Below are 24,435 nucleotides of genomic sequence, written 5' to 3' on the forward strand. Positions count from 1 at the left end.
GATTTACGCCGCCATGTGATTTATTGGATATGGCAAAATAACAGGACTATTGAAACAGGGAGTAAAGCTCGTGTTAGATAAACTGCGTTCACGCTTAGTCCATGCTGGCCCGTCTCTGATGAGTGTACCGGTTAAACTGACGCCCTTTGCGCTAAAGCGCCAGGTTCTGGAACAGGTTCTGAGCTGGCAGTTTCGTCAGGCGCTGGCCGATGGAGAGCTGGAATTCCTCGAAGGTCGTTGGTTAAGCATTCATGTTCGTGACATCGACTTAAAATGGTATACCACGGTTGAAAATGAAAAGCTGATCGTTAGCCAGCAGGCGGATGCTGACGTCAGTTTTAGCGCCGACGCCAGCGATCTGCTAATGATCGCCGCCCGTAAACAGGATCCGGATACGCTCTTTTTCCAGCGTCGACTGGTCATTGAAGGCGATACTGAGTTAGGGTTGTATGTGAAGAATCTGATGGACGCCATCGAACTGGAGCAGATGCCGAAAGCGTTACGCGTTATGCTGCTGCAACTGGCGGATTTTGTTGAGGCGGGAATGAAAAACTCGCCGGAAACCAAACAGACCTCGGTAGGTGAACCATGCTAATTCGAGTAGAAATTCCCATTGATGCGCCTGGTATTGATGCGCTGTTACGCCGTTCATTCGAAAGCGATGCGGAAGCGAAGCTGGTTCACGATTTGCGTGAAGATGGTTTTCTGACGCTCGGACTGGTGGCCACGGATGATGAAGGTCAGGTGGTGGGCTATGTCGCCTTTAGCCCGGTTGATGTGCAGGGCGAAGATTTACAGTGGGTCGGCATGGCGCCGCTGGCGGTCGATGAAAAGTATCGCGGGCAAGGGCTGGCGCGCCAGTTAGTGTATGAAGGGCTGGATTCGCTCAACGAGTTCGGCTACGCGGCGGTCGTGACGCTGGGCGATCCGGCGTTATATAGCCGCTTCGGTTTTGAACTGGCCGCGCATTACGATCTTCACTGCCGTTGGCCCGGTACGGAAAGCGCTTTCCAGGTACACCGTTTGGCTGAGGATGCGCTGGAAGGCGTGACGGGGCTGGTGGAGTATCACGACCACTTCAATCGTTTTTAAGCACCGGCGTTTGCAGGCTGGACAGCAGCGCCTCAAACGCTTCGCGTTCCGTCACAAGGCGCTCCTTCTGGCGCTTTGTGAGCTGTTTGATGCGATATTCTATGCGCAGGGCCAGCGAGCGATCGCCGACCTGCGCCGCAAACGCCAGCGTTAACTCGCCTTTTCCCCGTAATGCTTTTGCGCCTTTTCCCGTTTGATGCTGCCTGTAACGACGCGCCACATCGGTGGTTATTCCGGTGTAAAGCGCATTGTCTGCGGTACGAATAAGATACAGATACCAGGGTGTCATTGTCGCCATCAGCATGATAATTTTCAGGTTCCCAGTATAAGCGAGAATAAAGATGGACACACTTACCGCTATTGGCCGTTGGCTGGCGAAACAACACGTGGTGACCTGGTGCGTACACCATGAAGGAGAGCTGTGGTGCGCCAATGCGTTTTATTTGTTCGATGCGCAAAACGTCGCGCTGTATCTGTTAACGGATGATAAAACCCGCCATGCGCAAATGTCCGGCGCGTGCGCGCCAGTTGCGGGAACGGTCAATGGTCAGCCGAAAACGGTGGCGCGCATTCGCGGCGTACAGTTTAAAGGGGAAATTCGCCGTCTGGAGGGGGAGGAGAGCGACGCCGCGCGTAAAGCTTACCTTCGTCGCTTCCCGGTCGCCAGGGTGCTGCCAGCGCCGGTATGGGAAATCCGGCTGGATGAAATTAAATTCACCGACAACACGCTGGGGTTTGGTAAAAAACTGCACTGGTTACGCGACTCACGCGCCCAGCAGGCGTAGCGCCTCACGGTTAAATGCCGGCAGGTCGTCAGGCGTGCGGCTGGTCACCAGCTGATCTTTATCGACGACGACTTCCTGATCGTAAAATTCCGCGCCCGCGTTCTTCACATCGATAATAATCGGTTTCACCGCCGTGAGTTTGCGGCCACGAATGACATCGGCGCTGATCAACAACTGCGGGCCGTGGCAAATGGCAAAAACCGGTTTACCGCTGTTAACGAAATCGCGGGTAAAATCCACGAAACGGCTGTCGCCGCGCAGGTAGTCCGGCGAATGACCTCCCGGCAATAGCAAGGCGTCGAACTCGTCGGGACGAACGTCATCAATAGCCTTATCAATGGTGACGCTGGCCTCGCCTTTTTTTCCTTTCACCGTTTTACCCGCCTCTTTTTCGATGGTGATGACCTCATGGCCGGCCTGACGGAATTCTGCTGCCGGCGAGGTAAATTCTGAATCTTCAAATTCATCGGTAATCAAAACGGCAATTTTCTTACTCATGCGTTTCCTCCGCAGTGGTGGCGTCGGGTAAGGCAAATTTTCCACAATGATGGATACTTACCTCGTAGACTATTAAGCCTGGTCGATAGGGCCGAGAGTGCAAGGTGGACAAATCTGTAAAGGAGCGAGGATGAGTCAGGTACTGATTACCGGCGCGACCGGACTGGTCGGCGGACATCTGCTGAGAATGTTAATCAACACGCCGCAGGTGAGCGCTATCGCCGCGCCGACGCGTCGTCCGCTGACGGATATTGTCGGCGTTTATAACCCTCACGATCCGCAGCTTACCGACGCGTTAGCTCAGGTGACCGACCCGGTAGATATTGTTTTTTGCTGCCTGGGCACGACCCGGCGTGAAGCGGGAAGTAAAGCGGCGTTTATTCATGCGGATTATACGCTGGTGGTTGATACCGCGCTGACCGGGCGTCGACTGGGCGCGCAGCACATGGTGGTGGTCAGCGCAATGGGAGCAAACGCGCACTCTCCGTTTTTCTACAATCGGGTGAAAGGAGAAATGGAGGAGGCGTTAATCGCGCAAAAATGGCCTCGTTTGACGATTGCCCGGCCTTCTATGCTGCTCGGCGACAGAACAACGCGGCGGGTGAATGAAACGCTTTTCGCTCCGCTATTTCGGCTGTTGCCAGGAAACTGGAAATCGATTGATGCGCGGGATGTGGCGCGGGCCATGCTGGCGGAAGCGCTGGCGCCAGCACAAGAAGGCGTGACGATTCTGACCTCATCGCAACTGCGGGAAAAAGCGGAATAGCGAAGCCGGATGATTTACCGGATGGCGACGCGGTTTACACATTTTTATCGCCACCCGGCACACCGGTTACTTAATATACGTAAAGGCGGTGGTCACGCGTTTCACGCCGCTCACCCGGCTGGCGATGTCCGCTGCCGCTTTACCTTCACGTTCAGTCACCAGGCCCAGCAGGAACACTTCGCCATTTTCGGTGGTGACTTTCACATTTGACGATTTTACCTGATCGCTGGTCAGTAGCTGTGAGCGAACTTTCGTGGTGATCCAGGTATCGTTAGAGGCGGTCCCCAGGCCGATAGGCTGACCCTGGCGAATCTCGTTATAGACCTCGGTGGTGCCTTCAACGCCCATCGCTATCTGTTTCGCGCGTGCGGAGAGTTCGCTGTTTGGCGACTGCCCCACTAACAAAACTTTGCCCTGATAAGCCGTGACATTGATGCGCGTCTCTTTTTTGATTTGCTCATCTTTCGACAGCGCGCTGCTGACACGCAGTTCCAGCGTTCCGTCATCCACCTGGGTGCCCACGCTACGCGGGTCGGTTGCGGCTTTGGTGCCGACGGCTGCCGTACCCACTACCGCGGCGGCGACGCAACCTTGCAATAGCAACGCAGAAATAAGGACTGCGAGCGGCGAAAATGCCTTCATGTGTACTCCTTAATCATCCTGGTGAGGAAAAAGCGTGTTATCGATCAAATCGCACAGGCAGTTTACCGTCAGCATATGCATTTCCTGAATGCGCGCGCTGTGGTGTGAAGGGATACGAATTTCGACATCCTGCGGCCCTAATAGTCCGGCCAGCTCACCCCCGTCATACCCGGTTAGCGCCACAATGGTCATGTCACGTGTGACGGCTGCTTCAACGGCTTTTACGATATCGCGACTATTACCACGCGTAGAGATCGCCAATAAAACATCGCCTGCATGTCCCAGCGCCCGGACTTGTTTTGCATAAACTTCATCGTGCAGGCGATCGTTAGCGATCGCAGTTAAGACCACATTATCGGTATTTAGTGCAATGGCGGGTAAACTGGGTCGCTCCGTTTCAAAGCGGTTAATCATGCTGGCAGCAAAATGCTGTGCGTTGGCCGCGGACGTCCCGTTTCCACAACAGAGGATTTTGTTGCCGTTAAGCAGGGAATGAACCAGCGTCATGGCGGCGCGGGAAATGGCATCCGGAAGCGCTTCCGCCGCAGCAATTTGAGTTTGAATGCTTTCTGTAAAGCAAACTTTGATTCTTTCGAGCACGCTAATCCTTAAAATCTTCAATTATGAGTGGTCGTTAAACGCATCCCGAAACCACTCAATCTCATTTCCGGTGAAGGCTAACACATCGAACCGACAATCCACAGTATCAAAACTCCCATTCTGGCGGGCGAGCCACAAGCGGGCAGTATGTAATAATTTGTGTTGCTTGCTGCGGGTCACACTGGCCGCCGCGCCGCCATAAAGCCCGGAGCGCCGATAGCGGACCTCAACAAAAACCGTCGTTTTTCCGTCGCGCATGATCAGATCGATTTCGCCGCCGCGCTCGCGCACGTTGGCGGCGATAAACCGCAGTCCTTTGCTTTCCAGCCAGCGACGCGCGGCAGCTTCCCACGCGTCGCCAGCCTGTTTACGCGTTAGCTGGCGGGAACAATCTCCCCTTGCTGGTATTTGAGCCATGATAACTTCCTGTTAATCACACAATCCGGGCTGGCGGTTAATGCGCCGGTATTACCATTGATCTCAAATCCCTGCACCTGACGCATCTGCGAAAAGTGGTTCGCCAGCGTCCAGGCATCCACGCCCATGGCGTACATCCGCGCCAGAGAATAGTCGTTATGTACAGCGCTCAGCGCCTGCTGCATCAACGGCATATTGCCGCCTGCCAGCATAGGAATTTCACTGTATTGCAAACCCTCCATTTCCAGACGGAAGTCGGGGCCGGAGGTGCCTTGCGCGCTGCGAGAGCTGGCATACAGCGTCGCGCCGCTCTGGGTGCCGTTACGCATGGCGATCATCGGTTTGATAAAGCCAATCTCTTCCGGCGTAGCCAGAATATAGACCGCGTCTACGCGTCCGCCGCTGGTGATTTGCGCGTCGGTCGGCGGCGCAGGGATAGTCAGACCGCCAATGGTGACGCCCGGTTGCGCAGGCACGCTGGCGGCGACCGGACTGCCCGTCAACGCGATACCCGCGCCGCCGTTCACGCCCATTTTCAGCTCGGCTACGGAGCCGAATTTTTGCTGTAACACGATGCCGCCGCCCAGTTTTTGCCACTCCTGGGTGAAGGCGTTCGCCACGCGATCGCCAAGCGTGCTGCGTGGGATCAACAGCAGCGGCGACTGCTTGCCCTGGTCATAAATATGATGCGCCGCGTCACGGGCTTCATCTTCTGGAGAGAGCGCGAAATAGCAGATATTAGGGAAGCTACGTACCGTTTCCGGCTGGTTGAGCGCCAGCACGTTGAGCGGCGTGTTGCTTTTCATCAGCGCTTCCACATTGTTTTTCAACAGCGGCCCGACCACGATACTGGCGCCGTCTTGCTGTACCTGAGCAAGCACCTGATCCAACGGCTGGGAAGAGGTATCGTAGATTTTTAATTCAGCGGAGGGATCCGCCGGTGCGCTTGCTGTAGCAGGGGGAGTTTGTGGCGCGCTGACTGGCGTAGCGGACTGGGATGGAGCGTCATCAGTCAGATCGCTCACCGAGGCCTGCGACGGACTGGCGACGCCGTTGGTCATTTGTGGTTGCGTCTCCTCCACGCCAGGTTCGACCGGCGCGTCAGGAGCGGCGGCAGGCTGCATCTCCACCGCCTGGGTGCCGAGGTTTTTCGCGGCTTCGAAACCTTGCTGGATGGTACGGCCAAACACGGCAGCCTGACCGTTCAGCGGCAGCAGCAGAGCGATTTTGCTGGTGGAAGCTGGTTTAAAACGTTGCACATTGACGAGCTGCGTCGGCAGCATTTTCGCCCCCGGATTTTGCGGGTAGCGTTTTTGCCAGTCGGCGATCCCGGCTTTCAGCATGTCTGGATCGTTGCGGTTGTCAAACCAGACGCGTTGCAGATCCAGCCAGCCCTGAAGCACATTTTCATCGGCGTTGATAACCAGCGTCCTGGCCTGATCCGGCGTCATGGCGGAGAGCGCCTGCCAGGTGGCGTCGATATTTTTTTGTTTATCTTTCGCCGCCAGTAGCGGTTCCTGGGCGATTAACGCCCGCAACAGGGTAAGCGACGGGCGTCCCTGGCTGGCAACGATCTGCGCCTGCCAGTAACGCGCTTGCTGATGTGGCGCAAAGTCGGCGGGTTTTAGTTTATCCAGCAAGGCCTGCGCGCCTGCGACATCTTTTTGCGCCAGTTTGATTTCTACCGCTAATAAAGACTGTTCGCGACGCTGGGTATCGTTCAGATTTTGCGGGAGTTGGTTGAACAGGTCGACGGCCTGCTGGCTTTTTCCTTCTTTCAGCAGTGCATGAATGGCGAGTAATTGCCAGTTGGTCTTGCTATCATCTGCGCTTTGCTGCATCTGATGCAGGTAAAAGGCGGAATCAGCTTGCGCTGAACCCTGCATATAGGCTGCGCTTTGATCTGGCGCCTGGGTGCCGCACCCGGCGAAAAGTAGCGCAGCCAGGACGACAGGCAGCGCGCGTGCGGCGTTCAAACGAGAAAATGTTGAGGGTACCATACTGTATCCAGTGATATTTTTTTACGCAATGCTCAATATTAAATCGGCAATACGGACGACACAATGAAACAAAACGAATCGGCGGATAATTCTCAGGGCCAACTCTTTATTGTACCTACTCCTATCGGTAATCTGGCGGATATCACCCAGCGTGCGTTGGAGGTGTTACAGGCTGTAGATCTGATTGCCGCCGAGGATACTCGTCACACCGGTTTATTGCTGCAACATTTTGGGATTAATGCCCGATTGTTCGCGCTGCACGACCATAACGAACAACAAAAAGCGGAAACGCTGGTCGCGAAGCTAAAAGAAGGGCAGAACATTGCGCTGGTTTCCGACGCCGGTACGCCGCTGATTAACGATCCGGGCTACCACCTGGTGCGTACTTGTCGCGAAGCGGGGATTCGCGTGGTGCCGCTACCGGGGCCGTGTGCGGCGATTGCCGCCCTGAGCGCCGCTGGCCTGCCATCCGACCGTTTCTGCTATGAAGGCTTTTTACCGGCGAAATCCAAAGGCCGCCGTGATGCGTTAAAAGCCATTGAAACGGAACCGCGAACGCTGATTTTTTATGAGTCAACCCACCGCCTGTTAGATAGCCTGGAAGATATCGTCGCGGTATTGGGAGAATCCCGTTATGTGGTGCTGGCGCGTGAGCTGACCAAAACCTGGGAAACCATTCACGGCGCGCCGGTCGGCGAGCTGCTGGCGTGGGTCAAAGAAGATGAAAACCGTCGCAAAGGCGAAATGGTGCTGATTGTCGAAGGCCATAAAGCGCAAGAAGACGACCTGCCCGCCGACGCGCTGCGCACGCTGGCGCTGCTACAGGCAGAACTGCCGCTGAAAAAAGCGGCGGCGCTGGCAGCAGAAATTCACGGTGTGAAGAAAAATGCGCTGTATAAGTATGCGCTGGGGCAGCAGGAAGAGTAAAAGCGAGCGCCCGGGAACCGCCTTTTATCGCCATCGTGTTAATACTCAATCAGGTGATTGATGTGGGTAAAGTAATGGGGGCATTGGGCGGTGATAGCGGGCCGGGCCTTTCCTTCGGGCTTACTCTCGCGATCAGCAACGCATAACCGACTCCTTTTTAGACGATCATTAATTCCACGCCTGTTTTCGCTAATGCCGCTTTATCCTGTTTGCTGATGGTGTCATCGGTTATCACACAGTCGATCTTGTCCATCGGCAATACCTGGTTAAAGCCGCGACGGTTAAATTTGGTCGCGTCCAGTACCGCGATAACTTTGTGTGCCGCCGCCGCCATGACGCCGCTAATGGAATAACCTTCGTTAAACGTGGTAATACCGTTTGTCGCATCAATGCCATCCGCCCCGACAAACATGACATCGGCGCTGATGCCGTATAGCGAGCGTTCCGCAATCGTGCCGTGCATTGAGTGGGTTTTATGCCGTACCGTACCGCCGCAGACCACCAGCGTGAGATCTTTATTTTCTGATAGCGTAAAAGCGGCAGGCAAGCTGTTAGTGATCACCGTAATATTGCTTTTTCGCGCGAGCGCTTCTGCAATCAGTAATGTTGTGCTCCCGCTATCCAGAATGATGGTCATTCCTTCTTCAACCATTGCCGCAGCCGCCTGGGCAATCCGCTTTTTCGGATCGCTGGCGAGTTGATACCGATCTTCCAGAATGACTTCCTGATTGTCGCCTTCCGCCAGATGACTTCCCGGTTTTGCCGCGCCGCCATGAAAACGGGTGACAAGGCCTTTCTCTTCCAGCAGACGCAGGTCAGCACGGATAGTCACTTCAGAAATACCAAAGGTATTTGAAAGGTCCATCACCAGCACGCTGCCTTGCGTATTAATCAGGTCGACAATTTTATTTCTTCGCTCAAATGAGTTCATATTGATTTGCCTGATAATTAACTGTAACTAGTTTAAACGAAGGATTGCGAAAGGTGAACGCTAAATTTCGAAAGGAAATGTGAGCCAGCGCAGGTTGCTGGCTCGTACCATCAGGAAAGTTGAAGTAGGATTTTGCCCTGCATGGGCGCGCCATTAAGCGCTTTGACTGCTTCTGCAAAGCTTTCCGCATCGCCGCGATGGGCAATGAGAGGGGTCAGTTGAAGACGTTTTTCAGCCAACAGGCGCGCTGCGGTTTCCCATTCTTCTCCTGGCCATGGCGCGGAGTAGTTCATCCAACTGCCGAGGAGCGTGAGTTCTTTACGCAAAATTAACCCGAATGTGCGCGTTGTCAGGGTGAGATCGTGATGTAACGTCCCCACCAGCGCCAGTTGCGCGCGCGGCCCGGCGATATCGATAGCCAGCGAGACGGTCTGGGGAGTTCCTGCCGTTTCGAGAACCAGTTGATCAAACTGAATGTCGGACAACGCGGTCTGGATGTCGTCGGCGGTCATTTCCCGGCTATTACAGGTATGCGTTGCGCCGAGCGCTTTCGCCAGTTCCAGTTTCTGCGGATTGATATCAATCGCCGTTACGCTTCGCGCGCCCAGTTCCCGCGCGCACTGTAAGGCCAGCAGGCCAATTGTCCCGGCCCCGACGATAATTACGTTTTTCCCCTCGCAGCCCTGCGCCAGATGAAAGGCGTGCAAGCCCACGGTAATCGGTTCGATAAACGCGCCATCTTCAATCGGCATATCAGACGGCAAGCGGAAAAGATTGGCCCGTTTGACCACCACATATTCCGCATTACCGCCTTCGCTGCGCGATCCTACAAACTGATACTGTTTGCATAAAGAAAAGTAACCGCGTTCGCATTGCGGACAGTGAAAGCAGGGAAGAAGCGGGACACAAGCGACGGCATCGCCAGGCTGCATATCCGTTACGCCTGTGCCGTAGGATTCAACGTAGCCGCTGAATTCATGGCCTAACGTAATAGGATAATAATGGGCGCCCTGCGCGAAAATACGCGGGATATCCGACCCGCAAAGCCCTGAGCTAACGACTTTGACCAACACATCGTCCTCGGCTTGCAGTTGTGGTAAGGGACGTTCTTCAACGCGCACGTCTCCCTCAGCGTGAATAACCACTGATTTCATAACATTCTCCAGGAAGGTGAGGGGAGCGATTGCTCCCCTAAAATTAAGAGGCGATTTGACTTTGCTGTAGCGCCGTGGCTTTCTCAGCCGCGACAAATTGTCGGGCGCGACGCCAGGTCAGCAGTACGCCGGCCAGATAGATAATGGCAATGACGGCGAAGCCGACGATATTCTGCCAGGTAAAAAGTTGAATCAGCAGCCAGGTGATGGGAGAACCGCCCTGATCCAGCGAGGCGACTTGTCCGCCAGCTTTTAGCGCTCCGGCATTGGCAGCCAGTTGGGTATGCAGGCCAATCGTCTGGGTGGCTATCCACAGGGTGATACCCATAATAATGACACCTGAAATCAGCGTGCGGAACAGGTTGCCCTGGTGTACCGCAACCGCCATCGCAATAAAGAAACCGATGGTGGCGAGGTCGCCGAACGGCAGCACCTGGTTCCCCGGTACTAAGACGGCAATCAGGATGGTCAGAGGAATGAATATCAGGCTCGCGGAGACAACAGAGGTATGACCGAGCAGTAGCGCTGGATCAAGGCCTATCAGGAACTCCTGCCCGCCAAATTTGGCCTGTAGACGTTTACGCGCATGTTTCGCGATAGGCGTTAGGCCATCCATAATAGGTTTAATGACGCGTGGCATAAGCAGCATCACCGCTGCGGTTTTGACCGCCAGTTGCAGAACGGCTTTGGCGTCGTAGCCTGCCAGTACACCAATCACCAGCCCCATCACGAAGCCGACAGTCACCGGCTCGCCAAACGGTCCGAAGCGTTTCTGGACATCGTCTGCGCTAAAGTGAATACGATTGAGGCCCGGAATTTTTTCGATAATGGTATCAACGAGCACCGCCACGGGGCCCAGGTATGCGGATGAACCGTGTGGGATTGCAATCCCCTCGAGGCCAAAATAGTCGCGGGTATCTTTGGCAAACCAGTCCCCCAGTTTGTAGACAAAGGCGGCATGAACCACAACGCCCAGAATCCCCAGCCAGTATGAACCGGTCGCCAGATGCAGCATGGCGCCCGTGAAGGTCATGTGCCAGATATTCCAGATATCGACATTCACCACGCGGGTCATGCGGGTCACCAGCATCAGGACGTTAACTCCGATGGCGACAGGGATCGCGACCAGCGCGATTTGTGACGCCCAGGTCATGGGCGATGAACCCGGCCAGCCGACGTCAATAACGTGGAGATTGATTTGGAAATGTTCCGCCATGGCTTTCGCCGCGGGGCCGATAGAGTCCAGCATCAGGCCGATGACCAGACCAATACCCACGAAGCCGATACCAATATGCAAACCCGATTTAAAACAATCCCCAAGCTTCATTCCCAGCAGTTTAGAGAACACGATGATCACCAGAGGCAGCATCACCGTTGGGCCTAAGTCGAGGATATAACGCATTATTTCGCTAAACATACGTTACCCCATGAGAATGGACAGAATTTTTTGCTGTAATGCTTCAATACCCACGCCGGAAACAAAAGGCATACCGTGAACGACGGGAATATCGCCAAAGGCGCGATCGACCCTGGCAGTGGTACAGATAAGATCGGCGCCGTCCATATAGGTTTCGATTTCGGTGACCCGGCATTGCACTAAGTCGAGCTCAATATGGTTGGCATCACATAGCTCTTTAATTTCTTCCGCAGCCATCGTTGAGGTTGCAACCGCACCGCCACAGGCCACAATTACTTTACGTTTCATAGGGTATTCCTCATTATTATCAATTTATTATCAAACCTGGACGCACTGCTCAGGCTCAAGGATGGTTTCCTGAAAGCGTATCGCCAGTTCGGCATCCGGCGCGCTTAACAGGGCATCGAGGGTGCTCGGGTTCTGTAGCTCACTAAACAGGCGGCGCAGAAGTTTTAGCTGTGCCGCCGGGTTTTCAACGATTAAGGCGATGATTAACGAAACAGCAATCTCTTCGTCATCATCCGCCTGTTGAAACATGACCGGCTTATCTGGACGAATCAGATAGATAGCGGGTGATTTCGCATGAACCGCCTCGCAATGAGGGATAGCGACGGCGTGACGCTCCAGCGCAATGCCGGTAGGAAAAGACGCTTCACGTTCCACCAGCGCCTGCGGATAACTATCATGTACCACGCCTTTCGCCAGCATCTCTTTGCCAATGTGCGCCAGCGCCTGTTGGCTCGAGTCGAATGTGATTCCGGTTCGGACAAATAGTTGGCTCATAAATTCTCCATTATTCAGGCGACATCCGGCGTGCAACCGAAGCGATAAGCGCGCAGAACATCCTGAATTTTGTCAATAATCAGGTTATGCGGCGTGGGGGTGAGCACGCCCTCAGACAGGCGTTCAAACTGTACGGGCATAAACTGGCTAATTAATCCCAGCGGCAATGTGACGTTGTTCAGATTGGCGATTAACTTTTCTACGCTTTGACGAATACGCGGGTGCGGCCAGTAATAGCGAATACGGTCAGACAAACTAAAGTGGATGTCGACCATCGCCTGGCTCCAGGTTGGACGGTAGTATTTTTTCCAGTAGCCCGGTTCGTTTAGCATAACTTCATCAATGACCTCCAATACCCGACTACGTTGTTCCGGGGAGATCAGTTCGTTTTCCATTTGCGCAAGTGCGAAAATGGCTTCGCGCAGCGCGAAAGTGAGCGCCGGGCCGACCTTCAGAATGGCGTAATGATCGCGTACCAGCGCACGGTAGGCCTGGCGAGTTTGGTAATCGGTGGAGTGTGCTTCATAGACCATCGGCGTTTCTTTTATCCAGTCGGAAAGCGCTTTAGCGGCCTGCGGTTGATAGTGGATAATCTGTGTATGGTCGAATTCTACGCCCGGCTGTACGACAATCGCGATAACCCGGTTCAATGCCTCCTCCAGCCCCAGGGCGCGAAAAGCAGCCTGATGCGTTTGCAGCGTGCGGGCCGCATCCTGTTCGCGGGTAACATGCACGGCGTTAATGGCGCTGGCTTCCCCGCCCGGAACCGGAACTTCAGTGCCGATAACATAGGTTAAATGGCGTTTTTGTTCGTCGGTCGCCGTCGTTTCCGCTGCCTGGCAAAGCAGGGCGGCGCGTTTAGCGACAACCATTGGGTCCAGCGGCGTCGGATCGTCAGCGCAGGACATAGAGGCATCAAGATGGATTTTGCTAAACCCGGCAGCGACGTAAGCCTTAATGAGTTCGACGGATTTTTCCATCGCCGTATCTGCAGGTTCGTTCTGCCAGCAGTTAGGCCCTAAATGATCGCCGCCAAGAATCAACCGCTCACGTGGAAATCCCACTTCCTGAGCAATGCCATAAACAAAATCACGAAAATCAGCCGGTTTCATTCCGGTATAACCGCCAAACTGATTCACCTGGTTAGAGGTCGCTTCGATCAGAACTTTGTTCCCGCTATTCAGATCAAAACGTAATGCGGATTCAATCACCAGCGGGTGTGCTGAACATACGGAACAGATCCCTATCTGTTCCCCTGCTTTGTGACGAGAAATTATTTCTTTCACTTCTGGCTCCGATATCTTTTGTTTATCTTCATAATATTTTTGGTTTGAAGGCAAAGGATAATAATGGCTTTCGTGATCCAGCTATGAAAACGCCCTTTGCCGTGCTAAATCCGGGGGCTTTAGAGCTTCCCTTCACAACCGCAGTCGGCAATCACTTTACGTACAACCTCTTTCATGGCCGCTTTCGCCGGGATCATGTAATGGCGGGGATCGCTGGCCTCTGCGTGTTGCGTTAAATAGTTTTTAAGCGCGCCGGAAAAGGCGATTTTAAGCTCGGTCGCGACGTTAACTTTGCAGATGCCCAGCGAAATAGCGCGGGTAATATCGCGGGTCGGCAGGCCAGAGGCGCCGTGAAGGACTAAGGGGACATCAACCCGCTGACGAATTTCCGTCAGTCGTTCAAAATCAAGTTTTGGTTCAGCGGTGTAGAGGCCGTGAGCGGTGCCGATAGCAATGGCTAACGAGTCAATACCCGTTTTTTCTACAAATTCCCGGGCCTGTTCCGGATGGGTATAAAGCGCATCTTTGCCGTCAACGATAAGATCGTCTTCCTGCCCGCCGAGACGCCCAAGTTCAGCTTCAACGCTGACATCGTAGCGATGACAGTAATCAACCACGCTTTTCACCAGCGCAATATTGTCGGCAAAGGGGAAATGCGACCCGTCGATCATGACCGAGCGTACCCCGGCGGCGACTTTCATTTTGATGTCGGCCAGTTTTTCATGATGATCGAGATGTACCGCGAGAGGATGGTTCCAGCTTTTCGCCAGTTCTGCGGCGATGGCCACGATATTACCGACGCCTGCGTAGCTAAAGGTGCCTGGCGTACCGGCGACAATCAGCGGAGAGCGCAATTCTGCGGCGGTTTCCACCACCACTTGCAATGTCTCCAGGTTGTGGATGTTAAACGCCGGCACAGCATAACCTTCCTGCTGCGCCTTCTTTAGCATTGTTCTGCCTGAAATGATAAACATCCTTCCTCCGAAATCTTTCGTTTGTTTTCTGTGAAAGAATTTATAGGCTTTCGGAATGTTTTTTTGTGATTTTGATCTGATAAGTGAAAGTTTCGAAATAAAATGGAAGTTATCGAAAGTCAGGCATAAAAAAAGCATGTCGGGCAGACATACTTCAGGCTACAGGCTAAGGGCGAAAAAATACCGGGTAGCGCTGGCGCTTACCCGGTCTACAGATTATGCGGTTATACCCTGGTCGGAGAAGGGTACTGACTGGATCAGGTCACTGGCGCCGGGTTAAATATCGCCAGTTGGTTATGTAGGCCCCACTGGTCCGAGAAAGTCTTTTTCCGGCCGCTGGCGACATCGAGAATAAAGTGAAACAGCTTCCAGCCCACATCTTCGATTGTCTCTTCACCCGTGGCGATGGTGCCTGCATTGATATCCATTAAGTCATACCAGCGGTTCGCCAGCTCGGTACGCGTCGCCATTTTAATGACCGGCACCGCCATCAGCCCGTACGGCGTGCCGCGTCCGGTGGTAAAGACCTGTACGGTAATGCCGGAAGCGACCTGCTGCGTGCCGCAGACGAAATCGCTGGCGGGCGTCGCGGCGTAAATCAGGCCGCGTTTGGTGGGGCGTTGGCCCGGCGACAATACTTCGACAATGGCGCTCTTACCCGATTTAGCGATAGAGCCCAACGCTTTTTCCACGACGTTCGCCAGGCCGCCTTTTTTGTTGCCAGGGGACGGGTTAGCGCTGCGATCGGTTTTCCCCATATCAAGATAGTTATCGTACCAGGCCATCTCATCCAGCAGGCGTTTACCCACGGCTTCGTTGATGGCGCGCGGCGTCAGAAGATGAATGGCATCGCGCACTTCGGTGACCTCCGAGAACATGACGGTCGCGCCGCAGCGTACCAGCAGATCGGAAGCATAACCCACCGCCGGGTTTGCCGTGACGCCGGAAAACGCATCGCTGCCGCCACACTGCATCCCGACGACCAGCTCGGAGGCCGGGCAGGTTTCGCGCTGGCGCTGGTTCAGTTTCGTCAGATGGCGTTCGGCGACCTGCAAAATATCGTCGACCATTGATTTAAAGCCGACATGCTGCTCGTCCTGTAAACGCACAATACTGGCGCTTTCAACGGCGATGGCGGGAACATCCTCGGTGCCTTCCAGCAGTCGTTCCGGCTGCAGTTTTTCGCAACCGAGGCCAATCACCATCACTTCGCCGCCAAAATTGGGGTTGAGCGCGATATTATGAATCGTGCGAATCGGCACGACCGCCGCCGGCGCGTTGATTGCCACGCCGCAGCCGTACAGATGGTTTAGCCCTACAACGCCATCGACATTCGGGTATTTGGGCAGGAGATCGCGCTCAATCACTTTCACCACATAATCGACCACGCCCGCCACACAGTGCACGCTGGTGGTAATGCCAAGCAGATTTTTGGTGCCGACGCTGCCATCGGCGTTACGATAGCCCTCAAACGTATAGCCTTCCAGCGGCGGCAGCGGTTCCGGTACTTTGGTCGCCAGCGGTAGCGTATTCAGCGGCGGCGCTTTTGGCAGTTCAACCAGCGACTCGTCGATCCAGCTTCCGCGTGGGATGTCGCGTACCGCATAACCGATGACTTCGCCATAACGGATGATTTCGCCGTGAGCGGGGATATCCGTCAGAGCAACTTTATGGCCTTGCGGAATATGTTCAGTCAGTTCCAGGCCATCCGGAAAACGTGTTCCGGCTTTAAGACCGTGGTCATTAACAATAATTGCGACATTATCGGTTTCATGTACTTTTATATAAAACGCCGATGGCGATTCCTGGCGAATTTCGATATTGGCCATTGTTCAACATTCTCCAGCCTGGATGATAGAAATAGGATTATCTATTTTGGTTATGGTTAAATCGTTAAATCTCAATATAAGAAATAAAGTTCATGCATAATGAAATAAGAATGACAGGAGTATAAATATAAGAATGTGATCCAGATCACCGCAAATTATGAAATTTTTTATGTAGGCCGGGTAAAGCGTAAATGTGTGCATTAGCGCCCAGTATCATGGGCGTATGCTCAAAAATAAGCGTTAAATAATCCCTTTTTAATGAGCGTTTGCACAATGATTATCCGCCATAGGCTGTTTATACTGAATGGCGAATTCAGTGTATCTGACGAGTTATTTGAAAATACCATGATAATAATAAAAGACGATAAAGATATCAGAACGGTATATTGTGCTACAGGATGTGTACCACATTAGAAATAGAATGCGGAGACCCATTCTGATTTCAGATAAGCATTTTATTGTCGTTGCTATAAGTTATGGTGGCGGCATCACATGTAGAGAATTAAAGAAATAAGCGAAGGTATAAGCGATGAATAACGCTATTTTCCCGAATAAGTTTAAAGCGGCGCTGGCGGCGCAACAGGTGCAGATTGGCTGCTGGTCTGCACTGGCAAGCCCAATCACCACCGAAGTTCTTGGTCTGGCGGGATTTGACTGGCTGGTGCTGGATGGCGAACATGCGCCGAACGATGTGACCACCTTAATTCCGCAGTTAATGGCATTGAAAGGCAGCGCCAGCGCGCCTGTGGTACGTGTGCCAACCAATGAACCGGTCATTATCAAACGGATGCTGGATATTGGGTTTTATAACTTCCTGATCCCCTTTGTTGAAACGCAAGAGGAAGCGGCTCGCGCCGTCGCCTCGACGCGTTACCCGCCGGAAGGCATTCGCGGCGTCTCCGTTTCTCACCGCGCGAATATGTTCGGTACGGTGCCTGATTACTTTGCGCAGTCGAACAAAAACATCACCATTATTGTTCAAATCGAAAGCCAGTTGGGTGTCGACAATGTTGATGCCATCGCCGCAACGGAAGGCGTTGATGGCATTTTTGTCGGCCCAAGCGATTTGGCCGCCGCGCTGGGTCATCTCGGCAATGCTTCTCACCCTGACGTGCAGCAGACGATTCAACATATTTTCGCCCGCGCTAAAGCGCACGGTAAACCGTGCGGCATTCTGGCGCCGGTAGAGGCGGATGCCCGCCGTTATCTGGAATGGGGCGCGACCTTTGTCGCCGTTGGCAGCGATTTAGGCGCATTCCGCGCCAGCACGCAGAAGCTTGCCGACACCTTTAAAAAATAATCCTGGTATGGAAAGAGAGAACGCTATGACGATGAAAGTTGGCTTTATTGGCTTAGGCATCATGGGTAAGCCCATGAGCAAAAACTTACTGAAAGCAGGGTATTCGCTGGTGGTGTCCGATCGTAATCCTGAAGCGATTGCCGACGTCATTGCCGCAGGCGCGGAAACGGCCTCTACGGCGAAGGCGATCGCTGAACAGTGTGACGTCATCATCACGATGCTGCCTAACTCTCCGCATGTGAAAGAGGTTGCGCTGGGCGAGAACGGTATCATCGAAGGCGCGAAGCCGGGAACCGTATTGATTGATATGAGTTCTATCGCGCCGCTGGCAAGCCGTGAAATCAGCGATGCGCTGAAGGCGAAGGGCGTTGAGATGTTGGATGCGCCGGTCAGCGGCGGCGAGCCGAAGGCGATTGATGGCACGCTGTCGGTGATGGTGGGGGGCGATAAAGCCATTTTCGACAAGTACTACGACCTGATGAAAGCGATGGCGGGTTCAGTGGTGCATACCGGCGATATCGGCGCAGGCAACGTCACAAAACTGGCTAACCAGGTGATCGTGGCGTTGAATATCGCCGCCATGTCTGAAGCGCTGACGCTGGCGACTAAAGCGGGCGTCAACCCGGATCTGGTCTATCAGGCGATTCGCGGCGGTCTGGCTGGCAGTACGGTACTGGATGCGAAAGCGCCGATGGTCATGGACCGAAACTTTAAACCAGGTTTCCGTATCGATCTGCACATTAAAGATCTGGCGAATGCGCTGGATACCTCCCACGGCGTTGGCGCGCAGCTCCCGCTGACCGCCGCCGTTATGGAAATGATGCAGGCGTTACGCGCGGATGGACACGGTAATGACGACCATAGCGCGCTGGCGTGCTACTACGAAAAACTGGCGAAAGTGGAAGTCACTCGCTAACGACGTTGTGCCCGGATGGCGTGTAGCGATCCGGGCCTGAATTTCAGGCTGGATAAGTGAAACGCCATCCGGCGTTGTGCAGTAACAGGCTACCACTATGAAAATCGTAATTGCCCCCGACTCCTATAAAGAAAGCCTTTCTGCCGCCGAGGTAGCGCAGGCGATAGAAAAAGGATTTCGGGAAATTTTCCCCGATGCGCAATATGTCTCTGTTCCGGTTGCCGATGGCGGCGAAGGAACGGTCGAAGCCATGATTGCCGCGACGCAGGGCGTTGAACGCACCGCATGGGTGACCGGGCCGTTGGGTGAAAAAGTGAAAGCCTGCTGGGGAATGTCCGGGGATGGTAAAACCGCGTTTATTGAAATGGCGGCGGCCAGCGGACTGGCGCTGGTTCCACCAGAAAAACGCAACCCTTTGATTACTACCTCGCGGGGAACGGGGGAGCTGATATTGCAGGCGCTGGAAAGCGGCGCAAGCAATATCATTATCGGCATTGGCGGCAGCGCGACAAATGACGGCGGCGCAGGGATGATGCAGGCGCTGGGCGCAAAACTGCGCGATGCAAACGGCGCGGATATCGGTTACGGTGGCGGAAGCCTTCATTGTCTAAGCGACATTGATATTTCAGAGCTCGATCCCCGTTTAAAACTCTGCGCGATTCGTGTCGCTTGCGATGTCTCTAATCCTCTGATCGGCGACAACGGCGCATCACGAATTTTTGGGCCGCAGAAAGGCGCGACCGAAGAGAACATTGTTGAGCTGGACAGAAATCTTGCTCACTATGCCGACATCATAAAAAAATCGCTGAATGTCGACGTAAAGGCGGCGCCCGGCGCAGGCGCGGCAGGCGGTATGGGGGCGGCGTTAATGGCTTTTCTCGGCGCGGAATTACGCAGCGGGATCGAAATTGTCACGGCGGCACTGAACCTGGAGGAGCATATCCACGACTGTACGCTGGTGGTGACGGGAGAAGGGCGGATTGATAGCCAAAGTATTCGCGGTAAAGTGCCGATTGGCGTCGCGAATGTGGCGAAAAAATATCATAAGCCAGTGATTGGCATTGCCGGCAGCCTGACGCACGATGTAGGGATAGTGCATCATTATGGCATCGACGCTGTCTTTAGCGTACTCACGCGCATCGTGACGCTGGAGGAGGCTTTTCGGGGCGCTTTTGACAATATTTATCGGGCATCCAGAAATGTTGCTGCCGCTCTGGCGATAGGAATGCGCAGCGCAGGGTGACAAAGTCGCGCGAACCCTCTATACTGCGCGCCGAAGCTGACCAGACAGTCGCCGCTTCGTCGTCGTCCTTTCGGGGAGACGGGCGGAGGGGAGGAAAGTCCGGGCTCCATAGGGCAGGGTGCCAGGTAACGCCTGGGGGGGAAACCCACGACCAGTGCAACAGAGAGCAAACCGCCGATGGCCCACGCAAGTGGGATCAGGTAAGGGTGAAAGGGTGCGGTAAGAGCGCACCGCGCGGCTGGTAACAGTCCGTGGCACGGTAAACTCCACCCGGAGCAAGGCCAAATAGGGGTTCATAAGGTACGGCCCGTACTGAACCCGGGTAGGCTGCTTGAGCCAGTGAGCGATTGCTGGCCTAGATGAATGACTGTCCACGACAGAACCCGGCTTATCGGTCAGCTTCACTTCTTCATAAAACCCGCTTCGGCGGGTTTTTGCTTTTACAGGGCGGCAGGATGAATGACTGTCCACGACGCTATATCCAAAAGAAAGCGGCTTATCGGTCAGTTTCACCTCTTCATAAAACCCGTCAGTGTAAGCTGGCGGGTTTTTGCTTTTACAGGGCGGCAGGATGAATGACTGTCCACGACGCTATACCCAAAAGAAAGCGGCTTATCGGTCAGTTTCACCTCTTCATAAAACCCGCTTCGGCGGGTTTATGCTTTTACCGGGCGACAGGATGAATGACTGTCCACGACGCTATACCCAAAAGAAAGCGGCTTATCGGTCAGTTTCATCTCTTCATAAAACCCGCTTCGGCGGGTTTTTGCTTATCAGGCCGGTGAAGGGTATAGAGGTTGCAGAAGACGCCAGCGTCACCATCCGGCAATTAATTGACAGCCGTGGTGACATAATATTATTCGTTTTTGTGATGATAAACACAAAACGCTATGGATTGCGCTCTTTTTAGTTGAAGTGAAAAGCAATCGATTTCTTTCACAAAATTACATCCTGAAAAACAGCAAGAAAGCGGTGTAAATTATTTGTTGTAAATGAAAATTAAATGTATGAAATATTTTGGTTAAAATTTTATTAAATGTTTCTTTACAAACAAATAAGGTAAAAAAATGTGACGCGTAACGGTTTTTAAGCGCATTTACCTTCGGTTTATACTTAAATTTGAGAAATTACGTTTTAAATTTAACGCTGGAATTGTCGATAAAATGCCCCGTAATTGATTGAAATATCGTCTTCATGGGATGTCGAAAATAGGAGGTAAAATAGACTGGTTATCGCCATAATATATCGTTATCCCGACCCTATTTTTTGATTGAAATCAGACTAAGTTGCTGTTTTATTTTTGTAACTCATTGAAGTAATAGGCTTTCTTTATTTAATAAAGACCATGTAAAAATTGCGGTAAGTTAATTTGTGAGTGGTCGCACATAACCTTTAAGATTTAATTTGCTACACTTCCTGCCGTTCACAATGTTATTTCAGAGCGGTAGATATGAATACTCTTGTTCTCCCTAAAACACAGCATTTGGTGGTCTTTCAGGAAGTCATTAGAAGTGGTTCTATCGGTTCTGCCGCAAAATCGTTAGGGTTAACCCAGCCCGCCGTCAGTAAAATCATTAGCGATGTTGAGGCCTATTTTGGCGTTGAGCTAATTGTACGTAAAAATACCGGCGTTACGTTGACCGAAGCGGGACAGGTACTGCTTTCCTGGTCTGAATCTATCACCCGCGAAATGAAAAACATGATCAACGAGATGAACAGTATGACGTGCAATACCGTTGTCGACGTCTCGTTTGGCTTTCCTTCGCTGATTGGCTTTACCTTCATGTCCGATATGATTCATAAGTTCAAAGAGGTCTTTCCAAAAGCGCAGGTATCCATGTACGAAGCCCAGCTCTCTTCATTCCTGCCGGCCCTGCGCGACGGGCGGCTGGACTTTGCTATCGGTACGCTCAGTAATGAAATGCAGCTACAGGATCTGCATGTCGAGCCGCTGTTTGAATCAGAGTTTGTCCTGGTAGCCAGCAAGTCCCGAACATGCACCGGCACCATCACACTGGAATCGTTAAAAGACGAACAGTGGGTGTTGCCGCAAACGAATATGGGCTACTACAGCGAATTACTCACCACTCTACAACGAAATGGCATCAGCATCGAAAACATTGTTAAAACAGATTCCGTTGTCACAATATATAATCTTGTTCTCAATGCTGATTTCTTAACTGTTATTCCCTGCGATATGACCACGCCTTTTGGCTCTAATCAATTTATCACGATACCCATAAAAGACACGTTACCCGTCGCACGTTATGCGGCGGTATGGTCTAAAAATTATCGTATCAAAAAAGCCGCTTCAGTATTAGTGGAATTGGCTAAGCAATATTCATCATATAATGGATGCAGACGCAGGCAGTTAATAGAAATTGAATGATATGGAATAAACATATTTAGCGAAATTGACGCCACCTGTTTCTTTTGAACAGTGGGCAACGGTAACTTATTTTTAATACCCAGGTTAAGAGGTTATAATGCACATTACATACGATCTCCCGGTTGCAATTGAAGATATCCTCGAAGCGAAAAAAAGACTGGCGGGGAAGATATATAAAACGGGAATGCCTCGCTCTAACTATTTTAGTGAACGTTGCAAAGGCGAAATATTTCTCAAGTTTGAAAATATGCAGCGTACGGGTTCATTTAAAATTCGTGGCGCTTTTAACAAACTTAGCTCGTTAACGGAGGCGGAAAAACGTAAAGGCGTCGTGGCCTGTTCCGCAGGTAATCATGCACAGGGCGTTTCTCTTTCTTGCGCAATGCTGGGTATTGACGGCAAAGTCGTGATGCCGAAGGGCGCGCCAAAGTCAAAAGTGGCGGCCACCTGTGATTATTCGGCGGAAGTGGTGCTCCACGGTGACAACTTCAATGACACCATTGCTAAGGTGAGTGAAATTGTCGAAACCGAAGGCCGCATTTTTATTCCGCCTTACGACGATCCAAAAGTCATTGCCGGGCAGGGCACTATTGGTCTGGAAATTATGGAAGATCTGTACGATGTCGATAATGTCATCGTGCCTATTGGCGGCGGTGGTTTAATTGCAGGTATTGCCATTGCGATTAAATCGATTAACCCGACCATTAAAGTTATCGGCGTACAGGCCGAAAATGTTCACGGTATGGCGGCGTCTTATTACGCTGGCGAAATAACCACGCACCGAACGACCGGCACCCTGGCGGATGGTTGTGATGTCTCCCGCCCGGGTAATTTAACCTATGAAATCGTTCGTGAATTAGTCGATGACATTGTCCTGGTTAGCGAAGATGAAATTCGTAACAGCATGATCGCTTTAATTCAGCGCAATAAGGTTATTACTGAAGGCGCTGGCGCTCTGGCCTGCGCCGCACTATTAAGCGGGAAATTAGATAGCCATATTCAGAACAGAAAAACGGTCAGTATTATTTCTGGCGGCAATATCGATCTTTCTCGTGTATCACAAATTACGGGTTTAGTTGACGCTTAATCTTTTCGTGAGGATAGGATATGAGTACTACTGATAGCATTGTATCCAGCCAGGCAAAACAGTCGTCATGGCGTAAATCGGACACGACGTGGACGCTGGGTTTATTTGGTACCGCCATTGGCGCCGGGGTGCTGTTTTTCCCTATCCGCGCCGGGTTTGGCGGGCTTATCCCCATTCTGCTGATGCTGGTTTTAGCTTACCCCATTGCGTTCTATTGTCACCGGGCGCTGGCGCGTCTGTGTTTATCCGGATCTAATCCGTCCGGCAATATTACGGAAACGGTCGAAGAGCACTTTGGTAAAACGGGCGGGGTAGTTATCACGTTCCTTTACTTCTTTGCGATTTGTCCGCTGCTGTGGATTTATGGCGTCACCATTACTAACACGTTCATGACGTTTTGGGAAAACCAGTTGCAGATGCCAGCGTTGAATCGCGGTTTCGTGGCGCTGTTCTTGCTGCTGCTGATGGCCTTTGTGATCTGGTTTGGTAAAGATCTGATGGTTAAGGTGATGAGTTACCTGGTATGGCCGTTTATCGCCAGCCTGGTGCTAATCTCATTATCGCTGATTCCTTACTGGAACTCGGCGGTTATCGATCAGGTTGATCTCAGTAATATCGCGCTGACCGGGCACGATGGCATACTGGTTACGGTGTGGCTGGGCATCTCTATCATGGTGTTCTCCTTTAACTTTTCGCCCATCGTCTCTTCCTTCGTGGTGTCTAAGCGGGAAGAGTATGAGAAAGAGTTTGGCCGCGAATTTACCGAGCGTAAATGTTCACAGATCATCTCGCGCGCCAGTATGCTGATGGTCGCCGTGGTGATGTTCTTCGCCTTTAGCTGCCTGTTTACGCTCTCTCCGCAGAACATGGCGGATGCGAAAGCGCAGAACATTCCGGTACTTTCCTACCTGGCCAACCATTTCGCCTCTTTGTCGGGGACAAAATCCACTTTTGCAACGGTGCTGGAGTATGGCGCGTCTATCATCGCGCTGGTTGCTATTTTCAAATCTTTCTTCGGCCACTACCTGGGGACGCTGGAAGGGCTGAACGGCCTGGTGCTGAAATTCGGTTATAAAGGCGATAAAACCAAAGTCTCTATGGGCAAGCTTAATACCATCAGCATGATCTTCATTATGGGGTCTACCTGGGTCGTAGCTTACGCAAACCCGAACATTCTGGACCTGATTGAAGCGATGGGCGCGCCGATTATCGCCTCGCTGTTATGCCTGCTGCCGATGTACGCCATTCGTAAAGCGCCGTCGCTGGCGAAGTACCGTGGTCGTCTGGATAACGTGTTCGTCACCCTGATTGGTCTGCTGACCATCCTGAATATTGTCTACAAATTGTTCTAATCCTCACGTTTAGCCTGCGTTCCGCCCCAGGGCGCGGACGCAGGCTG

General features: G+C 52.6%; 26 protein-coding genes and 1 other RNA gene. 13 read left to right on the forward strand and 14 right to left on the reverse strand.

What is annotated here, in order from left to right; all coding sequences use genetic code 11:
- Window positions 1-70 precede the first annotated feature (70 nt).
- Window positions 71-595, forward strand: a complete 525-nt coding sequence (locus QEN32_RS02890) for an SCP2 domain-containing protein (RefSeq protein WP_000884721.1) — start codon at window positions 71-73, stop codon at window positions 593-595.
- Complete coding sequence (locus QEN32_RS02895; RefSeq protein WP_000908562.1) at window positions 589-1,092, forward strand: N-acetyltransferase; 504 nt, start codon at window positions 589-591, stop codon at window positions 1,090-1,092. The genes QEN32_RS02890 and QEN32_RS02895 overlap by 7 nt, the downstream gene beginning before the upstream one ends.
- Here the strand turns inward: QEN32_RS02895 and QEN32_RS02900 are convergent.
- Window positions 1,079-1,396, reverse strand: coding sequence for a GIY-YIG nuclease family protein (locus QEN32_RS02900; RefSeq protein ID WP_000928379.1), 318 nt, complete (start codon window positions 1,394-1,396; stop codon window positions 1,079-1,081). The genes QEN32_RS02895 and QEN32_RS02900 overlap by 14 nt on opposite strands.
- 37 nt (window positions 1,397-1,433) lie before the next feature.
- On the opposite strand from QEN32_RS02900, the gene QEN32_RS02905 reads away from it, so the two are divergent.
- The gene (locus tag QEN32_RS02905; protein ID WP_001608176.1) at window positions 1,434-1,877 is read left to right on the forward strand and encodes a YhbP family protein; all 444 of its coding nucleotides are present in this window, start codon (window positions 1,434-1,436) and stop codon (window positions 1,875-1,877) included.
- Here QEN32_RS02905 and yhbO read toward each other — a convergent pair.
- The gene (gene yhbO, locus QEN32_RS02910) at window positions 1,857-2,375 is read right to left on the reverse strand and encodes a protein/nucleic acid deglycase (protein ID WP_000037599.1); all 519 of its coding nucleotides are present in this window, start codon (window positions 2,373-2,375) and stop codon (window positions 1,857-1,859) included. The genes QEN32_RS02905 and yhbO overlap by 21 nt on opposite strands.
- A 130-nt stretch (window positions 2,376-2,505) precedes the next feature.
- Here yhbO and QEN32_RS02915 point away from each other — a divergent pair, with 130 nt between their 5' ends.
- Complete coding sequence (locus QEN32_RS02915) at window positions 2,506-3,141, forward strand: NAD(P)H-binding protein (protein WP_058110207.1); 636 nt, start codon at window positions 2,506-2,508, stop codon at window positions 3,139-3,141.
- 66 nt (window positions 3,142-3,207) lie between these two features.
- Here the strand turns inward: QEN32_RS02915 and dolP are convergent, their stop codons facing one another.
- From dolP to QEN32_RS02935, 4 genes are read right to left on the reverse strand one after another with little or no spacing between them, the layout of a single operon-like run.
- On the reverse strand, window positions 3,208-3,783 hold the full coding sequence (gene dolP, locus QEN32_RS02920) for a division/outer membrane stress-associated lipid-binding lipoprotein (RefSeq protein ID WP_000643280.1): 576 nt from the start codon (window positions 3,781-3,783) through the stop codon (window positions 3,208-3,210).
- A 9-nt stretch (window positions 3,784-3,792) separates the two neighbouring features.
- Window positions 3,793-4,383 carry a DnaA initiator-associating protein DiaA gene (diaA, locus tag QEN32_RS02925; protein WP_000893481.1) on the reverse strand — a complete coding sequence of 197 codons (591 nt, stop codon included), beginning with the start codon at window positions 4,381-4,383 and terminating at the stop codon, window positions 3,793-3,795.
- A gap of 21 nt (window positions 4,384-4,404) precedes the next feature.
- A complete protein-coding gene (locus tag QEN32_RS02930) occupies window positions 4,405-4,800 on the reverse strand; it encodes a YraN family protein (protein ID WP_000057285.1) in 396 nt (131 codons plus the stop codon).
- Window positions 4,758-6,800, reverse strand: coding sequence for a penicillin-binding protein activator (locus QEN32_RS02935; protein ID WP_265321929.1), 2,043 nt, complete (start codon window positions 6,798-6,800; stop codon window positions 4,758-4,760). Before QEN32_RS02935 ends, QEN32_RS02930 begins: the two co-directional genes overlap by 43 nt.
- 63 nt (window positions 6,801-6,863) lie before the next feature.
- Here QEN32_RS02935 and rsmI point away from each other — a divergent pair, with 63 nt between their 5' ends.
- Complete coding sequence (gene rsmI, locus QEN32_RS02940) at window positions 6,864-7,727, forward strand: 16S rRNA (cytidine(1402)-2'-O)-methyltransferase (protein ID WP_000812290.1); 864 nt, start codon at window positions 6,864-6,866, stop codon at window positions 7,725-7,727.
- Between the two features lie 157 nt (window positions 7,728-7,884).
- On the opposite strand, the gene QEN32_RS02945 is transcribed toward rsmI, so the two are convergent.
- From QEN32_RS02945 to garD, 8 genes are all read right to left on the reverse strand, one after another.
- Window positions 7,885-8,658: a DeoR/GlpR family DNA-binding transcription regulator gene (locus tag QEN32_RS02945; RefSeq protein ID WP_265321930.1), complete on the reverse strand. Its 774-nt coding sequence runs from the start codon at window positions 8,656-8,658 to the stop codon at window positions 7,885-7,887.
- Between the two features lie 110 nt (window positions 8,659-8,768).
- The gene (gene gatD / locus QEN32_RS02950; RefSeq protein ID WP_000844174.1) at window positions 8,769-9,812 is read right to left on the reverse strand and encodes a galactitol-1-phosphate 5-dehydrogenase; all 1,044 of its coding nucleotides are present in this window, start codon (window positions 9,810-9,812) and stop codon (window positions 8,769-8,771) included.
- Between the two features lie 43 nt (window positions 9,813-9,855).
- Window positions 9,856-11,229, reverse strand: coding sequence for a PTS galactitol transporter subunit IIC (locus QEN32_RS02955; protein WP_000490601.1), 1,374 nt, complete (start codon window positions 11,227-11,229; stop codon window positions 9,856-9,858).
- Between the two features lie 3 nt (window positions 11,230-11,232).
- Window positions 11,233-11,517: a PTS galactitol transporter subunit IIB gene (gene gatB, locus QEN32_RS02960; protein ID WP_000824293.1), complete on the reverse strand. Its 285-nt coding sequence runs from the start codon at window positions 11,515-11,517 to the stop codon at window positions 11,233-11,235.
- Window positions 11,518-11,547: 30 nt separating this feature from the next.
- A complete protein-coding gene (gene gatA / locus QEN32_RS02965; protein ID WP_000080445.1) occupies window positions 11,548-12,012 on the reverse strand; it encodes a PTS galactitol transporter subunit IIA in 465 nt (154 codons plus the stop codon).
- 14 nt (window positions 12,013-12,026) lie between these two features.
- On the reverse strand, window positions 12,027-13,298 hold the full coding sequence (gene gatZ, locus QEN32_RS02970; protein WP_001805535.1) for a tagatose-bisphosphate aldolase subunit GatZ: 1,272 nt from the start codon (window positions 13,296-13,298) through the stop codon (window positions 12,027-12,029).
- Between the two features lie 119 nt (window positions 13,299-13,417).
- On the reverse strand, window positions 13,418-14,272 hold the full coding sequence (locus QEN32_RS02975) for a tagatose bisphosphate family class II aldolase (protein ID WP_000469979.1): 855 nt from the start codon (window positions 14,270-14,272) through the stop codon (window positions 13,418-13,420).
- A 257-nt stretch (window positions 14,273-14,529) separates the two neighbouring features.
- The gene (gene garD / locus QEN32_RS02980) at window positions 14,530-16,101 is read right to left on the reverse strand and encodes a galactarate dehydratase (protein WP_001273720.1); all 1,572 of its coding nucleotides are present in this window, start codon (window positions 16,099-16,101) and stop codon (window positions 14,530-14,532) included.
- 529 nt (window positions 16,102-16,630) lie between these two features.
- Between garD and garL the strand changes: the two genes are divergently transcribed.
- From garL to tdcC, 8 genes are all read left to right on the forward strand, one after another.
- Window positions 16,631-17,401: a 2-dehydro-3-deoxyglucarate aldolase gene (gene garL / locus QEN32_RS02985; RefSeq protein ID WP_001057715.1), complete on the forward strand. Its 771-nt coding sequence runs from the start codon at window positions 16,631-16,633 to the stop codon at window positions 17,399-17,401.
- Window positions 17,402-17,426: 25 nt separating this feature from the next.
- Window positions 17,427-18,317: a 2-hydroxy-3-oxopropionate reductase gene (gene garR, locus QEN32_RS02990; RefSeq protein WP_000178106.1), complete on the forward strand. Its 891-nt coding sequence runs from the start codon at window positions 17,427-17,429 to the stop codon at window positions 18,315-18,317.
- A 97-nt stretch (window positions 18,318-18,414) separates the two neighbouring features.
- A complete protein-coding gene (garK, locus tag QEN32_RS02995; protein WP_000706464.1) occupies window positions 18,415-19,560 on the forward strand; it encodes a glycerate 2-kinase in 1,146 nt (381 codons plus the stop codon).
- A 32-nt stretch (window positions 19,561-19,592) separates the two neighbouring features.
- Window positions 19,593-19,967, forward strand: an RNA gene (gene rnpB, locus QEN32_RS03000) — RNase P RNA component class A.
- A gap of 164 nt (window positions 19,968-20,131) precedes the next feature.
- Window positions 20,132-20,470 (forward strand): hypothetical protein, encoded by a 339-nt coding sequence (locus QEN32_RS03005; protein WP_265321931.1) that lies wholly within the window; start codon window positions 20,132-20,134, stop codon window positions 20,468-20,470.
- Window positions 20,471-21,010: 540 nt separating this feature from the next.
- Window positions 21,011-21,949: a transcriptional regulator TdcA gene (gene tdcA, locus QEN32_RS03010; RefSeq protein WP_001094907.1), complete on the forward strand. Its 939-nt coding sequence runs from the start codon at window positions 21,011-21,013 to the stop codon at window positions 21,947-21,949.
- Between the two features lie 97 nt (window positions 21,950-22,046).
- Complete coding sequence (gene tdcB / locus QEN32_RS03015) at window positions 22,047-23,036, forward strand: bifunctional threonine ammonia-lyase/L-serine ammonia-lyase TdcB (RefSeq protein ID WP_000548368.1); 990 nt, start codon at window positions 22,047-22,049, stop codon at window positions 23,034-23,036.
- Window positions 23,037-23,056: 20 nt separating this feature from the next.
- The gene (gene tdcC / locus QEN32_RS03020) at window positions 23,057-24,388 is read left to right on the forward strand and encodes a threonine/serine transporter TdcC (protein ID WP_000108129.1); all 1,332 of its coding nucleotides are present in this window, start codon (window positions 23,057-23,059) and stop codon (window positions 24,386-24,388) included.
- The last annotated feature ends 47 nt before the right edge of the window (window positions 24,389-24,435 follow it).

This window comes from Salmonella sp. SA14318 (assembly GCF_029866905.1).
Classification (GTDB): domain Bacteria; phylum Pseudomonadota; class Gammaproteobacteria; order Enterobacterales; family Enterobacteriaceae; genus Salmonella; species Salmonella enterica.

Coding starts and splice junctions, on each gene's coding strand:
- QEN32_RS02895 (WP_000908562.1), top strand. CDS start 589: ATGCTAATTCGAGTAGAAATTCCCATTGATGCGCCTGGTATTGATGCG.
- QEN32_RS02900 (WP_000928379.1), bottom strand. CDS start 1,396: ATGCTGATGGCGACAATGACACCCTGGTATCTGTATCTTATTCGTACC.
- QEN32_RS02905 (WP_001608176.1), top strand. CDS start 1,434: ATGGACACACTTACCGCTATTGGCCGTTGGCTGGCGAAACAACACGTG.
- yhbO (WP_000037599.1), bottom strand. CDS start 2,375: ATGAGTAAGAAAATTGCCGTTTTGATTACCGATGAATTTGAAGATTCA.
- QEN32_RS02915 (WP_058110207.1), top strand. CDS start 2,506: ATGAGTCAGGTACTGATTACCGGCGCGACCGGACTGGTCGGCGGACAT.
- dolP (WP_000643280.1), bottom strand. CDS start 3,783: ATGAAGGCATTTTCGCCGCTCGCAGTCCTTATTTCTGCGTTGCTATTG.
- QEN32_RS02930 (WP_000057285.1), bottom strand. CDS start 4,800: ATGGCTCAAATACCAGCAAGGGGAGATTGTTCCCGCCAGCTAACGCGT.
- QEN32_RS02935 (WP_265321929.1), bottom strand. CDS start 6,800: ATGGTACCCTCAACATTTTCTCGTTTGAACGCCGCACGCGCGCTGCCT.
- rsmI (WP_000812290.1), top strand. CDS start 6,864: ATGAAACAAAACGAATCGGCGGATAATTCTCAGGGCCAACTCTTTATT.
- QEN32_RS02945 (WP_265321930.1), bottom strand. CDS start 8,658: ATGAACTCATTTGAGCGAAGAAATAAAATTGTCGACCTGATTAATACG.
- gatD (WP_000844174.1), bottom strand. CDS start 9,812: ATGAAATCAGTGGTTATTCACGCTGAGGGAGACGTGCGCGTTGAAGAA.
- QEN32_RS02955 (WP_000490601.1), bottom strand. CDS start 11,229: ATGTTTAGCGAAATAATGCGTTATATCCTCGACTTAGGCCCAACGGTG.
- gatB (WP_000824293.1), bottom strand. CDS start 11,517: ATGAAACGTAAAGTAATTGTGGCCTGTGGCGGTGCGGTTGCAACCTCA.
- gatA (WP_000080445.1), bottom strand. CDS start 12,012: ATGAGCCAACTATTTGTCCGAACCGGAATCACATTCGACTCGAGCCAA.
- QEN32_RS02975 (WP_000469979.1), bottom strand. CDS start 14,272: ATGTTTATCATTTCAGGCAGAACAATGCTAAAGAAGGCGCAGCAGGAA.
- garD (WP_001273720.1), bottom strand. CDS start 16,101: ATGGCCAATATCGAAATTCGCCAGGAATCGCCATCGGCGTTTTATATA.
- garL (WP_001057715.1), top strand. CDS start 16,631: ATGAATAACGCTATTTTCCCGAATAAGTTTAAAGCGGCGCTGGCGGCG.
- garR (WP_000178106.1), top strand. CDS start 17,427: ATGACGATGAAAGTTGGCTTTATTGGCTTAGGCATCATGGGTAAGCCC.
- garK (WP_000706464.1), top strand. CDS start 18,415: ATGAAAATCGTAATTGCCCCCGACTCCTATAAAGAAAGCCTTTCTGCC.
- QEN32_RS03005 (WP_265321931.1), top strand. CDS start 20,132: ATGAATGACTGTCCACGACGCTATACCCAAAAGAAAGCGGCTTATCGG.
- tdcA (WP_001094907.1), top strand. CDS start 21,011: ATGAATACTCTTGTTCTCCCTAAAACACAGCATTTGGTGGTCTTTCAG.
- tdcB (WP_000548368.1), top strand. CDS start 22,047: ATGCACATTACATACGATCTCCCGGTTGCAATTGAAGATATCCTCGAA.
- tdcC (WP_000108129.1), top strand. CDS start 23,057: ATGAGTACTACTGATAGCATTGTATCCAGCCAGGCAAAACAGTCGTCA.